This is a genomic window from Microbulbifer sp. S227A (genome assembly GCF_049800935.1).
In genome coordinates this window covers 408,017-420,142 of the sequence record NZ_JBNAFZ010000004.1, presented here as the reverse complement: position 1 = coordinate 420,142, position 12,126 = coordinate 408,017, and the positions used below count along the sequence as shown (strand labels likewise).

Below are 12,126 nucleotides of genomic sequence, written 5' to 3'. Positions count from 1 at the left end.
CAGTTACCCGGGGTCAAAGCCCGCGCCGCCGCCGCATATGTCGCTTTTCCCCCCCATGCGCCGCTATCTTCCCCGGCGGGGGCATCGCCTTGGGGTAAACCACAGGCGCAGAAGCCGCTTTCAACAGGGGACGTGGGCATGACCGAAGCAAATACCAGACGCAGGGCACGAGGTGGCGGCGGCGCGGCGCGCCGGGCCGAGCGAACCGCGGTCAGCGTCGAGACGGCCAAGTATATCGAACGCAATATTCCGAATTTCGAGGTTCTGACCACCGAGGCGCTCGAGATCATCGAGGCCAATGCGGAAAAGGTGCTGGCCGAGATTGGTGTGAATTTCGTCAACAATCCGGCGGCGCTCGAACGTTGGCGCGATGCCGGTGCCGAAGTTGATGGCGAGCGGGTTCGGATCCCGCCGGGCCTGGCGCGCAAGCTGTGCGCCACCGCGCCGTCAAGCTTTGTTCAGCACGCCCGCAACCCCGCACGCAATGTCGAGATCGGCGGCAAGAACCTGGTGCTGGCACCGGTTTACGGCCCGCCCTTTGTGCGTGATGCCGAGGGTGGCCGCCGCTATGCGACGATGGAAGATTTCCGCAAATTCGTGAAGCTCGGTTACATGTCCAAGTGGCTGCACCATTCGGGCGGGACAGTGTGTGAACCCACTGACGTTCCGGTGAACAAACGCCACCTGGACATGTTGCTCGCGCATATGACGCTGAGTGACAAACCCTTCATGGGATCGGTGACGGAACCCAGCCGGGCGCAGGATTCGGTCGATATGTGCGAAATCCTGTTCGGCAGGGACTTTGTTCAGCAGAACACGGTGATGACATCGCTGATCAACGTGAATTCGCCGCTGACCTTTGATGATGTGATGATGGGCGCGCTCGAGGTCTATGCACGCAACAATCAGGCCTGCATTGTTTCGCCGTTCATCGTCGGCGGCGCGATGGCGCCGGTTTCGGTTGCCGGAACGCTGACGCAGGTTTTGGCCGAAGTGCTTGCCGGGATCGCCTATTCCCAGCTGATCCGTCCCGGTGCGCCGGTGATCTTTGGCGCCTTTGTGACGTCGATCGACATGAACAGTGGCGCGCCCACCTTCGGGACGCCCGAGGCCAGCCAGATCCTCTATGGCGCGGGGCAACTGGCGCGGCGTCTCGGGCTGCCGTTCCGTTCGGGCGGCGGGTTGTGCGCCTCAAAACTGCCGGATGCACAGGCGGCATATGAAACCGCCAATACCCTGAACGCAGCGTTGCTTGGCGGGGTCAATTTCATGCTCCACGCCTGTGGCTGGCTGGAAGGCGGGTTGGTCAGCAGTTTCGAGAAATTTGTTCTCGACGCGGACCAGCTCGGCGTGTTGCACAAGCTCGCCCAGGGGGTGCCGGTGGATGACAATGCCCAGGCCATGGGGGCCATTTCCGAGGTCGGCCCGGGCGGGCATTACCTTGGATGCGAGCATACCCAGGCCAACTTCAAGACCGCGTTCTGGCGCTCGGAAGTGTTTGATTACAAACCTTTCGAGACCTGGGAGGAAGAGGGCGCCCGCGATACGCAGACGCTCGCGTCGCTTCGTGTGGCACGCCTGCTGGAGACCTATCAGCAGCCGGCGATCGACCCGGCGGTCCAGGCCGAGCTCGAAGCCTATGTCGCGGCCAAGAAGGACTCGATGCCGGACGCCTTCATGTAGCAGAGTCCGAACGGGCGGAGCGCAGCAACTGGGCTTCGCCCATCATCGCTATCAGCACATCGACATGCCGCGCCAGCGCATAGCCGGCGTCATCGCTGTTGCGCTGTTCGTTCAGCGTGCGTTCGATGTCCATCAGCCGCATGATCGCCGCCGCCGGGCGCGGCAGGGTGCCATATCCAAGCAACCGCTGTAGGTGCCGGTCGCGGCGATATTCCCGTGCGCCAAACTGCGCAGCACGGATCAAAAGCTGTGGACGGCGCAGTGCGTTCAACATGCTCATTACATCTTGCATTTCCCGAAATCCTTTTCCCTCGTTTTCCTGATGGGGTTGATCTATTGCACAACTTTCGCGGGTGTTGCGTGCATTTCGAAACCACCGTGCGCCGGTTTCATTACTGTTTATCATTTAAAAACAATGGTGAACGGGTGGGTGCTCCATTAACACTAGAGTAATAGAATCGCTCATAGGTTGTTGGTTAATGAATAGGTAATCGATACAGCCCTGACGATTTCGAGGACGGATCAACATGGGAAATCAAGTTGTGATGGCGCTGCCAAACTGGGTTCCGGAGAGCGTTCAGCGGTATCTCGCGCATACCGAAGCCGGGCAACCGATCCGCGACCTCGCCCGGAGTGCGAGCTGTCATGCATCCACGGTTCTGAGACAAATCCGCAAGGTCGAAACCCGCCGGGACGACCCGCTTGTCGATGCGGCGCTGGCGATGCTTGCGGATATTCATTTCCCCGTGCCCCGGCGCGGCGCCGCGATCAGTGGCGACCCGGCACAAGCGAAAAAGGACAAGACTGCAATGAGCTATAGCGAAAAGATCACGGTCCCGACGCCCGATGCGGCCACTCTTGAGAGCGAGGCGCGCCGCGTCTTGCGCCGGCTCTGTGAAACCGGAGCCGTTCTGGCGGTCGCCGAGAACATGGAAAAGGCGGTGATCGTGCGGGATGGCGAGGGGGCGACTACCACCCGAACCGCCGTCGTGGATTGCGAGATCGCCCAGGCCATGGCGTTGAAAGACTGGATTTCCTGCGCCAATCCCGGACGGATCAGCCGCTATCGCATCACCGCGGCGGGGCGCGCGGCGCTCGGGCAATTGCTGGCCGAACAGGAAAACCGCGCGCGGCAGGAAAAGGAACATGGCTTTGCCGAGGCACAGACCCCCTTTGTCGTGTCGGGCGAGGCAGGCTCGGCGACGGCGGGCAACGCCGCCGCGCCCCTGCGCCGCACCCGGTACAACCTGTCGGAAAGCCCGCTGATCGCGCTGGCGCGGCGCAAGGACCGGGATGGCAAACCGTTTCTGGATGATGACCTGGTGCGCGCCGGCGAACGGCTGCGCGAGGATTTCGAGCTTGCACAGATGGGGCCGCGTGTGGCGCAGAACTGGGATCGCTTCCTGACCGGCGGCGGGCGCGGGGGCTTTGATGCGGGGCTTGACGTGGCTTCGCGCCCTTCAGAAGCGCGCGACCGCGTGGCCCGTGCCCTGTCGGATCTCGGTCCGGGGCTGAGCGACGTGGCGCTGCGCTGTTGCTGTTATCTCGAGGGGCTTGAAACCGCCGAAAAGAAAATGGGCTGGTCCGCGCGCTCGGGCAAGATCGTCCTGCGTATTGCCCTGCAACGCCTGCGGCACCACTATGACGGCCTGAACGAGCCGGACCGCATGATCGGCTGACGCCGCCCATACCGGTCGGCCCAAACCTCAGAGTTTGCTGTCGGCCTCTTCGACCAGATCCTCCGCCGCATTGAACGCGTCTTCGCCGGCCTTGTGCTGATCGGCAACGGATTTGATCAGGCTGTTCATCTTGCCCTGTTCGTTATGCGCCGCGATCAGCTTGGCCTGTTTCTTCTTGGCAGCCTGTAATTCCTTGTTGAGCCCTTCGAGCGTCTTCAGATGTTCGGAGGCTTTTTTCAGGCAGGCCTTGGCGGTCTGAACATCCTTTTCCAGATCCTTCTTGCCCGGCACATCCGCCGGAATTGTCGCGAATTTCTCCTTGGCGCAGAGCATATTGGCGTGGCTGGTGAATTTCTCGATATTGCGGGCCAGCCGTTTCGCCTTGTTATCGGTCTGTTGCCGCTTGGGATTTTCCAGCAACATGTCGGGCAATTCGTCGCCTTTGCCTTCCTTCAATGCCTTGGTGACGATCACATCCCGCGATTTCTTGAGATTGGCACCGAAAAACGCGTCCTTGGCCTGCAAGGTTCCAAACGCGTCTTTCGAGGTGGTCAGATCGGTCAGGATCGCGGCGGATTTATCCATCCATTTCTTGACCGACTTGTTGGTTCGTTCCGCCTGGCCCGCCTTTTTCATTTCCTTTTCGAAATCGTCGCGGGCGCGTTTGAATTCCTGGAACCGCTTCCGGGCATCTGCACTCAGATCTTCCAGCGACTTGACCAGCGCCTGCTGTTCGCCCAGCGATGCTTCCCAATCCGCCAGGGCTTTCTTGAAATCCTTGTCGGCCAGGAAGTCTTTCCACTTCTTGCCGGTGACGCCCTTCTTGATCGCTGCCGGGATGCTCTCCGAGAGCTTGTCTTCGCGATCATAGGCCATCTTGCGATTGCTCTTCATCCTGGCCTTGAGCGCGGTCGCATTGGCCGGCGGGCACAGTTTGGCGACCTCCTTTTCCATCGCGACACATTTCTTTTCAAAGATCTTGGCCTTCAGTTCCCAGGGTTCGATACTTGGCATGGCGTCACCTCGCTTTCGGTTCGTGCCACGGCCGCTCTGCCGTGACAGGAAGTCATCCAACTTGCGAATCAGTATTGCGGCAGAGCGGCGTTTGAACAAGGAACTGGTTCACATACCGGCCACGAACGCGCCCCCGAACGCATAGCACCTATGTGCTGCTGGCAGTTTCAATGACGCCGCGTTATGTTAGGGAGTACTGCAATCGACGCAAGAGACCGGATTCCCATGACGCGAGACCTGAAAATCCCCGAACAGCGCCATCCGGAGAAGGCGCACCGTCCCGACAATGCACAGCCGAAGAAGCCAGCATGGATTCGTGTCAAGGCACCCGGCGGCAAGGGATATGCAGATACCCGCAAGATCATGCGCGACAACAACCTCGTGACGGTCTGCGAAGAGGCGGGTTGCCCCAATGTCGGCGAATGCTGGAGCCAGGGCCACGCCACCATGATGATCATGGGCGAAATCTGTACCCGCGGCTGCACCTTCTGCAATATCGCCACCGGGCGTCCGGACACGCTGGACGCGTTCGAACCGGGCCGCGTGGCGCATGCGGTGGAAAAGCTGGGGCTGAATCACGTGGTGATCACCTCGGTGGATCGGGATGACCTCAAGGATGGCGGCGCGGACCATTTTGCCCAGACCATTCGCGCCATCCGCCATCGCAGCCCGAAAACCACCATCGAAATCCTGACCCCGGACTTTTTGAAATGCGACCCGTCGGTTCTGGAAATCGTCGTCGAGGCGCGGCCCGATGTGTTCAACCACAACCTCGAGACGGTGCCGGGCCTCTATCCGACGGTCCGACCCGGTGCGCGCTATTTCCACTCGCTGCGCCTGCTGCAACGGGTCAAGGAACTTGACCCGGCAATCTTTACCAAGTCGGGCATCATGGTCGGGCTGGGCGAAGACAGCCAGGCGGTGAAACAGGTGATGGATGACATGCGCGCGGCGGATGTGGATTTCCTGACCATCGGACAATACCTGCAACCGACGCCCAAACATCACCGCGTCGATCGTTTCGTGACACCGGAAGAATTCGAAACCTATGAAAAGGCGGCCTTTGGCAAGGGGTTCCTTATGGTGTCCGCGACGCCACTGACCCGGTCATCCTATCACGCGGGCGACGATTTTGCCCGTCTGCGGGATGCTCGGCAGGCAAAACTCGGCCTCGCCTGAGTCCGCTGTGCTCCGGGGTTTCCCGGCGCAGCTGAGATACGTCGTATCATACGTGTCGAAATCCCTGGTTTCGGGCAGCGTCAGATGTTGCAGGTCTGGCGCGAATTGCCTTAGCTGTTGTCTGGCAGGGCCTTGAGGTATGCGGCAATTGCCTTGCGATCCTCGGGGCCTAGATGGGCGATGCTCTCGACCACCTTTGTCATGTGCCCCCCGGCGCTGTCATAATCGGGGGTAAACCCGGTTTCGAGATAATAGGCGATGTCGCTTTCGCTCCATTTCAGCGATTGCGGGTCGATCGCCGGTATCTCGCCCTTGCCGGACGGGTTCGGTGCGCCCTGCATCCAGCGGCTGGTGTCCAGCGCACCGGTCAGGTCGCGCGGGGTGTGGCACTCGGCACAGTGGCCAAGCGCCTCGACAAGGTATCGACCGCGCTCGATTTCGGGGCTGGCCGGATCGGCCAGGTGCCAGTCCGGCGTCAGGTTGGCCAGTTTCCACAGCCCAAGCCCCCGGCGCATGTTGAAGGGAAAGGCCAGCTCATGCGGCTGGCTCGGCTGGTCGGAGACCGGCAAGCTGTCCAGAAACGATTTGAGATCGGCCACGTCCTGCAGCGTCATCCGGATATAGGTGGTATAGGGCAGGGAGGGATACAGGTGCTTGTCATCCGGCGATACCCCGGCCTTGAGCGCATTGGCCAAATCCCCGGTGCTCCACCCGGCAAGCCCTTGTGGCCCCGGCGAGATATTGGGGGCGATGAAGGTGCCGAACGGGCTTTCGATCCGATACCCCCCCGACAGGATCAGCTTGTCCTCGCCCTTGGCCTCGGGATCCGCATGGCACGAGGCACAGCCGCCGGCCCAGAACACGGTTTCGCCATGTGCCGGATCCCCGGTCAGCCCCGCCATGGCGTCCTCGGCGAGCGGCACGGGGCGGCTCAGAACCCATAGGGCAACCGCACAAAGACCCGCCAGCAGCAGGCAACCCATTAGAAATTTGCGCATCCTGGCCTCGTTTGCCGGGGGCCGTCACGTGCCCCCGGTCGGCGTTTCGTCACTGGGCTCAGTTCTTGGCCTGTCGATAGGTCTCGTGGCAGCTGCCACAGGCCTTGCCGACGGGTCCGATCGCTCCGCGCAGCGCATCCAGCCCTTCCCCGGCGGCGGCTTGCAGCGCCGCGGTAGCTTCGGCCAGGGCCATTGCGTCCGCGCCGATCTTGCTGTCCGCGGACCAGATGGCCGGCAGGGCCTCGGTCACGTCATCGCCCAGCGTCGCGTTGTCCGACCCCGGAGGCCACATGCGCGACTGGTCCATCGTCGCCAGCGCGGCGAGATTGCCTGCGGCGGCGCTGGCCGCGGCGGCGTCATATTCGACATCACCCTTGGCCATGCCCCCGAGCAGGCCGATATTGAATGCCTGTAGCGACATCAGCGACTGACGTGCCTTGACTGCTGACAATGTTGCCTTGTCCGCGTGGCCATCGCCAATCGCGGCCGTGCCGATAACGCCGGCGGCGAGAATGCCGGCGATAAAAGTAGGTACATGTTTCATCAGATTCTCCCGGATGATCCTGTCGAGTAAGGACAGTATACATGTGATAATTTGTAGATATACTGTCGATTCCTGCAAAAGGACTCGTAATTCTTGCACAACACGAATTGGGACAATCTGCGCTATGTTCTGGCGGTAGCCGATATGGGCAATGTCAGCGCGGCGGCACGGGCCTTGGGGGTGAACCATGCCACCGTCCTGCGCCGGGTCGCCGCGTTCGAGACCGATCATGGCGGCGCGGTGTTCGAGCGCACGGCAACCGGATACCGGGTTTTGCCCGAACGGTCGCGGGTGATCGATGCGGCGCGCGAGGTCGAAAACGGCATCCTGTCGGTCGAACGGCTGATGCACGGATCGCTTGCCCCCTTGCGCGGCGAGGTCCGGGTGTCGTCGACGGATTCGATTTGCCAGGTGCTGTTGCCGCCGCTGGTGGCTCAGCTGCACGCGGAATCGACAGAGTTGCAGGTGAACTTGCTCAGCGCCAATACCCAGACCGATTTTGCCCGAATGCAGGCGGATATCTCGGTGCGCCCGGCGCAGGCGCTGCCCGATGACATGGCCGGAGACTGCGCCGCCCATGTCGCCTTTCACGCCTATCGCCTGCCGGGGGCCAGCGACCATTGGCTCAGCCTGTCGGGCGCGCTGGCCCGTTCGAACCCGGCCCGGTGGATGGACAAACAGGTGCCGGCGGACCGGATTGCCAATGGCGGGGACAGTTTCCTGGTCCTGCGCGAGCTTGCCAAGCTTGGCCTAGGCACGGCGATCCTGCCGGTGTTCATTGGCGATGCGACGCCGGAACTGGAACGACATGCCGACGCGCCGCCGATTCCATCGGTCCCGGTCTGGGTGGGCACCCATTTCGACCTGCGTGACGTGCCACGAATCCGTATCGTGCGGGATCGTATCCTGAACTACCTGGCAGAGCGCGCCTCGATCCTGGACGGCAGCATCAGCGGTTAGTGACCCGCGCTAGGTGAACCGCACCTTGCCGATATAGGGCAGGTTGCGGTTGCGTTGCGCGAAATCGATGCCATAACCGACCACGAATTCATCGGGGATCTCGAACCCGATCCAATCGGCGCGAAAATCGACCTCGCGCCGGCTTGGCTTGTCCAGCAGGGCGATTGATTTCAGGCGGGCGGGCTTGCGGCTGTTGAGCAGGTTGATGACGTGGTTCAACGTGTGGCCGGTATCGACGATATCCTCGACCACCAGCACGTCGCGCCCTTCAATTGCGCCACGCAGGTCCTTGAGAATGCGGACTTCCCGGCTGCTTTCGGTGCTGTCCCCATAAGAGGAGGCTTCGAGGAAATCGACCTCGATCGGCATGTCGAGCTCGCGCACGAGATCGGCGATGAAAACGAAACTCCCCCGCAGCAAGCCGACCACGACCAGCTTGTCGGTGTCGGAAAACTCGCTGCGGATCTTTCGGCACAGCTCTTCGATCCGCGCCGCGATCGCCTTGGCGGAAATCAATTCGTCGATGACATATGGCCGCTCTGACATGGTCCCCTCTTGATCTTTTGGGCCAATCATACGACACGACGCGCCACTGTCATCCACGAACTGCCGGACCCGAACCCATGCCAACCCATTCGGAAACCCGCCCCATGCCGTATTCGGCACAGCAGATGTACGATCTTGTCGCGGATGTGGCGTCTTATCCCCGGTTCCTGCCATGGTGCGCCGCGGCCCGGGTGCGCAGCGTCACGCCACGGGGCGAGGCCGAGGTGATGGAGGCCGACCTGGTGATCAGTTTCAAGGTGTTCCGCGAACGTTTCGGCAGCCGGGTGACGCTCTGGCCGCAAAAAAAGGCGATCGACACCGAGTATATTGACGGTCCGTTCAAGTTCATGAAATCGAACTGGTCCTTCAGCGATACGCCGAGCGGCTGTGATGTGTCGTTTCACGTGGATTTCGAGTTCAAGAACGCGATCCTGCAACGGGTCATCGGACTGGTTTTCAACGAGGCGATGCAGCGGATCGTGCGGGCATTTGAAACCCGTGCCGCCGAACTCTACGGCCCGGCGGCCTGATCGGGTGGCGGCCCCGGCACGGGCCGCCGCGCCCTGTCGTCAGCTGGTCATGTCATAGGCGCGTTCGCCATGCACATCGAGATCGAGCCCGTTGGTTTCAGTTTCGAGATCCACCCGCAACGGGGTGATCATCGCGACCAGCTTGAGCAGGACAACGCTCACCACCAGGGTAAAGGCACCGACGATGGCGAGGCTGCCCAGCTGCGCGGCCCAGGTTCCGGCGCCGAACACCGCGATCATGATGGTGCCGAAAATGCCGCCAACCCCGTGTACCGCGAACACGTCAAGCGTATCGTCGATCTTGAGCACCTGGCGCATCAGCGTCACGGCTTCCTGGCAGAGCAACCCGGCGACCGCGCCGATGATCAGCGCCTCGACCGGGCCGACAAAGCCGCTGGCCGGGGTGATCGAGGCAAGCCCCGCAATGGTGCCGGTGACCATGCCCACAAGCGATGCCTTGCCGAACTTGATCCGCTCCCACAGGGCCCAGGTCAGCGACGCGGTCGCTGCCGAGATATGGGTCACGGTCAGCGCCATCGCCGCGCCGCCATCTGCGGCAAGCTGGCTGCCGCCATTGAACCCGAACCAGCCGACCCACAGCATCGCCGCGCCGATCATGACATAGCCCGGATTGTGCGGCGGCGTGGTGCGGTTCTTGCGCGGCCCCAGGAAAAAGGCGATCACCAGCGCCGCCAGCCCGGCGGTTTCGTGCACCACGATGCCGCCGGCGAAATCCCGGACACCGATCTCGCCAAAGATGCCGCCATCCGACAACATCCCGCCGCCCCAGACCCAATGCACCACCGGCGCATAGCAGATCAGCATCCAGAGCGCCGAGAACAGCAGCACAAAGCCGAACCCGACACGCTCGACATAGGCCCCGACGATCAGCGCCGGGGTGATGATGGCAAAGGTCATCTGGAAGGCAAAGAACAGGATCTCGGGCAAAGTACCCGCGAGGTCATCCGGCCCGATCCCGATCAGCAGCAATTTGTCGAGCCCTCCCCAGAACCCGGATTCGCCGCTGCCAAAGGCGATGGAATAGCCGGCAACCAGCCAGAGCACGCTCATCAGACAGGCAATGGCAAAACAGTGCATGAACACGCTCAGAACATTTCGCGCGCGCACCAGACCGCCGTAAAACAGGGCCAGCCCCGGCAATGTCATGAAAAGGACCAGGGCCGTTGCCACTATGATCCATGCTGTGTCGGCTCCGTTCATCGCGCCGTTCCTTCCCTCTGATTTCTCCGTTCCGCGGGTAGAGCCCAAAGCGGCGCGCGAAAAAAAGAGGCAACCCTGTCGGGGCGGCACAAAATGCGGGCATTTTGCGATTTGCCGTGAAATTGAGCAGGGAAAGGCGACATGCGCCGAAAATATGGCCGCTTTACGAAAGCGCGCGCAGCAGCAGGGACAGGGCGTGATCACGGGCGGCGAGGCGCACCTTGTCGCGGCCGGGGGCACCGAATTCGACGGTTTCGGTGATCGTCGCCCGCCCGGACATGGCCAGCCCGAAACAGACGCGCCCCTCGGGTTTGAACTCGGAACCGCCCGGACCGGCGATGCCGGTGATCGAGACAGCGAGATCGGCCCGGGAATGACTCAGTGCGCCCTCCGCCATCTCCTGCGCAACTTCTTCCGACACCGCACCCACACGCGCCAGGGTCTCGGCGCGCACGCCCAACATCTGTTGTTTCGCGGCGTTGGAATAGGTGACGAAACCGCGATCGACCACATCGGACGAACCGGCAATATCGGTGAGGGCGGCCGCGACCATGCCGCCGGTACAGCTCTCTGCGGTGGCGATGCAAAGCCCGGCGGCGCGGGCACCGGCGAGCAGGGCGGTGACATCTACCATCCCATAACCCCGTGCCACAATCCGGCGAGCAGCATGACACTCAGGGCGGCGAACACGCCGGCAATGACATCGTCCAGCATCACCCCAAGCGGATCGCCGCGCCGGTCCGCCCAGCCAACCAGCCACGGTTTGCTGATGTCAAACAGCCGGAACAGCAGAAAGGCCGCGATCCAGCCCGGCCAGAGGTCGGTGATCTCAAGCCCCATGGACCAGGCCGAGTAGCTGAGCGGCGCAAGCGCGATCAACTGGCCGGCCACCTCGTCAATGACGATTTCCGATGGGTCATGATCGTCGCTGTCGCGGGTCATGAGGCGTGTCGCCCAAAGCCCCTTGAAGAACGTCGCGACAATGGCGAGCAGGAACAGGGGAAAACCGCCCACCACATGCACCAGCCACCCCAGCGGCAGCGCCACCAGCGAGCCCCATGTGCCGGGGGCCGGGCGCAGATAGCCGACACCGCAGACCGTCGCGATCAGTTCCGCCAGACGCTTCATGCCGATACCAGCGTCGCGGTCGCAATGGCCGCGATGCCCTCGCCGCGCCCGGTAAAGCCCAGCCGCTCCGAAGTTGTCGCCTTGACCGAAACACGGGCAACATCCATGCCCATGATCCCGGCAAGGCGGTTGCGCATGGCGGTTGCGTGCGGCCCGATCTTGGGGGCCTCGCAGATCAGGGTGACATCGACATTGGATGGCACCAGCCCCATGCTTTGGGCGAGCTCGACCGCGTGGCGCAGGAAAATGTCGCTCGCCGCGCCCTTCCATTGCGGATCGCTGGGCGGGAAGTGCTGGCCGATATCGCCTTGCGCAAGCGCACCGTAAATCGCATCGGTCAGCGCATGCATCCCGACATCGGCGTCGGAATGGCCCTGCAAGCCGCGATCAAAGGGAATCCCGATTCCGCAAAGCGTGACCGTGTCGCCAGGTTCGAACCTGTGCACGTCAAACCCGTTTCCCAACCTGATATCCATATGCGCGCCTCTGTCCTGCTGCGCCGGTCCCGGAAATCGGGGCCGGCGGGTGCCGTGGCCGCTGTTTAGGCTGTGGGTCAATCTGTGGCAATCACCCCGGGCGATCTGCCTAATAATTGTGCAGATGCAATTCGTGAGTGCAGATTGCCCCTGCTGAACGTTGTGTGG

14 protein-coding genes are annotated in these 12,126 nt (G+C 62.2%); 5 read left to right on the top strand and 9 right to left on the bottom strand.

Going from position 1 to position 12,126, the window contains the following annotated elements:
- Positions 1-138 precede the first annotated feature (138 nt).
- Positions 139-1,683: a trimethylamine methyltransferase family protein gene (locus tag ACP15R_RS12500; protein ID WP_424986747.1), complete on the top strand. Its 1,545-nt coding sequence runs from the start codon at positions 139-141 to the stop codon at positions 1,681-1,683.
- Here ACP15R_RS12500 and ACP15R_RS12495 read toward each other — a convergent pair.
- Positions 1,676-1,975 carry a DUF6477 family protein gene (locus ACP15R_RS12495; RefSeq protein WP_424986746.1) on the bottom strand — a complete coding sequence of 100 codons (300 nt, stop codon included), beginning with the start codon at positions 1,973-1,975 and terminating at the stop codon, positions 1,676-1,678. The two genes, ACP15R_RS12500 and ACP15R_RS12495, sit on opposite strands and share 8 nt — an antisense overlap.
- A gap of 235 nt (positions 1,976-2,210) precedes the next feature.
- Here ACP15R_RS12495 and ACP15R_RS12490 point away from each other — a divergent pair, with 235 nt between their 5' ends.
- Positions 2,211-3,362, top strand: coding sequence for a DUF6456 domain-containing protein (locus tag ACP15R_RS12490; protein ID WP_424986745.1), 1,152 nt, complete (start codon positions 2,211-2,213; stop codon positions 3,360-3,362).
- Positions 3,363-3,389: 27 nt separating this feature from the next.
- On the opposite strand, the gene ACP15R_RS12485 is transcribed toward ACP15R_RS12490, so the two are convergent.
- Complete coding sequence (locus tag ACP15R_RS12485) at positions 3,390-4,376, bottom strand: hypothetical protein (protein ID WP_424986744.1); 987 nt, start codon at positions 4,374-4,376, stop codon at positions 3,390-3,392.
- A gap of 225 nt (positions 4,377-4,601) precedes the next feature.
- Between ACP15R_RS12485 and lipA the strand changes: the two genes are divergently transcribed.
- A complete protein-coding gene (lipA, locus tag ACP15R_RS12480; protein ID WP_424986743.1) occupies positions 4,602-5,555 on the top strand; it encodes a lipoyl synthase in 954 nt (317 codons plus the stop codon).
- 110 nt (positions 5,556-5,665) lie between these two features.
- On the opposite strand, the gene ACP15R_RS12475 is transcribed toward lipA, so the two are convergent.
- Entirely contained in the window at positions 5,666-6,553 is an 888-nt protein-coding gene (locus ACP15R_RS12475) for a c-type cytochrome (protein ID WP_424986742.1), read from the bottom strand.
- Between the two features lie 58 nt (positions 6,554-6,611).
- Entirely contained in the window at positions 6,612-7,097 is a 486-nt protein-coding gene (locus tag ACP15R_RS12470; protein ID WP_424986741.1) for a c-type cytochrome, read from the bottom strand.
- A gap of 93 nt (positions 7,098-7,190) precedes the next feature.
- Here ACP15R_RS12470 and ACP15R_RS12465 point away from each other — a divergent pair, with 93 nt between their 5' ends.
- Entirely contained in the window at positions 7,191-8,057 is an 867-nt protein-coding gene (locus tag ACP15R_RS12465) for a LysR family transcriptional regulator (protein ID WP_424986740.1), read from the top strand.
- Between the two features lie 9 nt (positions 8,058-8,066).
- Here ACP15R_RS12465 and hpt read toward each other — a convergent pair whose 3' ends face one another.
- On the bottom strand, positions 8,067-8,603 hold the full coding sequence (gene hpt, locus ACP15R_RS12460) for a hypoxanthine phosphoribosyltransferase (protein WP_424986739.1): 537 nt from the start codon (positions 8,601-8,603) through the stop codon (positions 8,067-8,069).
- A 77-nt stretch (positions 8,604-8,680) separates the two neighbouring features.
- Between hpt and ACP15R_RS12455 the strand changes: the two genes are divergently transcribed.
- On the top strand, positions 8,681-9,133 hold the full coding sequence (locus ACP15R_RS12455; RefSeq protein WP_424986738.1) for a type II toxin-antitoxin system RatA family toxin: 453 nt from the start codon (positions 8,681-8,683) through the stop codon (positions 9,131-9,133).
- 39 nt (positions 9,134-9,172) lie between these two features.
- On the opposite strand, the gene ACP15R_RS12450 is transcribed toward ACP15R_RS12455, so the two are convergent.
- The 4 genes from ACP15R_RS12450 to ispF all read right to left on the bottom strand — a co-directional run bounded on the left by ACP15R_RS12450 (position 9,173) and on the right by ispF (position 11,958).
- Positions 9,173-10,354, bottom strand: a complete 1,182-nt coding sequence (locus ACP15R_RS12450) for an ammonium transporter (RefSeq protein ID WP_424986737.1) — start codon at positions 10,352-10,354, stop codon at positions 9,173-9,175.
- 163 nt (positions 10,355-10,517) lie between these two features.
- A complete protein-coding gene (locus ACP15R_RS12445) occupies positions 10,518-10,988 on the bottom strand; it encodes a CinA family protein (RefSeq protein ID WP_424986736.1) in 471 nt (156 codons plus the stop codon).
- Complete coding sequence (locus ACP15R_RS12440) at positions 10,982-11,482, bottom strand: phosphatidylglycerophosphatase A family protein (RefSeq protein WP_424986735.1); 501 nt, start codon at positions 11,480-11,482, stop codon at positions 10,982-10,984. Before ACP15R_RS12440 ends, ACP15R_RS12445 begins: the two co-directional genes overlap by 7 nt.
- Complete coding sequence (gene ispF, locus ACP15R_RS12435; RefSeq protein ID WP_424986734.1) at positions 11,479-11,958, bottom strand: 2-C-methyl-D-erythritol 2,4-cyclodiphosphate synthase; 480 nt, start codon at positions 11,956-11,958, stop codon at positions 11,479-11,481. The genes ACP15R_RS12440 and ispF overlap by 4 nt, the downstream gene beginning before the upstream one ends.
- Between the last annotated feature and the right edge of the window lie 168 nt (positions 11,959-12,126).

Bases quoted from the DNA above. Each gene is read 5' to 3' on its own strand.
- lipA (WP_424986743.1), top strand. From the start codon at position 4,602: ATGACGCGAGACCTGAAAATCCCCGAACAGCGCCATCCGGAGAAGGCG.
- ACP15R_RS12495 (WP_424986746.1), bottom strand. From the start codon at position 1,975: ATGCAAGATGTAATGAGCATGTTGAACGCACTGCGCCGTCCACAGCTT.
- ACP15R_RS12475 (WP_424986742.1), bottom strand. From the start codon at position 6,553: ATGCGCAAATTTCTAATGGGTTGCCTGCTGCTGGCGGGTCTTTGTGCG.
- ACP15R_RS12450 (WP_424986737.1), bottom strand. From the start codon at position 10,354: ATGAACGGAGCCGACACAGCATGGATCATAGTGGCAACGGCCCTGGTC.
- ACP15R_RS12485 (WP_424986744.1), bottom strand. From the start codon at position 4,376: ATGCCAAGTATCGAACCCTGGGAACTGAAGGCCAAGATCTTTGAAAAG.
- ACP15R_RS12490 (WP_424986745.1), top strand. From the start codon at position 2,211: ATGGGAAATCAAGTTGTGATGGCGCTGCCAAACTGGGTTCCGGAGAGC.
- ACP15R_RS12455 (WP_424986738.1), top strand. From the start codon at position 8,681: ATGCCAACCCATTCGGAAACCCGCCCCATGCCGTATTCGGCACAGCAG.
- ispF (WP_424986734.1), bottom strand. From the start codon at position 11,958: ATGGATATCAGGTTGGGAAACGGGTTTGACGTGCACAGGTTCGAACCT.
- ACP15R_RS12470 (WP_424986741.1), bottom strand. From the start codon at position 7,097: ATGAAACATGTACCTACTTTTATCGCCGGCATTCTCGCCGCCGGCGTT.
- hpt (WP_424986739.1), bottom strand. From the start codon at position 8,603: ATGTCAGAGCGGCCATATGTCATCGACGAATTGATTTCCGCCAAGGCG.
- ACP15R_RS12500 (WP_424986747.1), top strand. From the start codon at position 139: ATGACCGAAGCAAATACCAGACGCAGGGCACGAGGTGGCGGCGGCGCG.
- ACP15R_RS12445 (WP_424986736.1), bottom strand. From the start codon at position 10,988: ATGGTAGATGTCACCGCCCTGCTCGCCGGTGCCCGCGCCGCCGGGCTT.
- ACP15R_RS12440 (WP_424986735.1), bottom strand. From the start codon at position 11,482: ATGAAGCGTCTGGCGGAACTGATCGCGACGGTCTGCGGTGTCGGCTAT.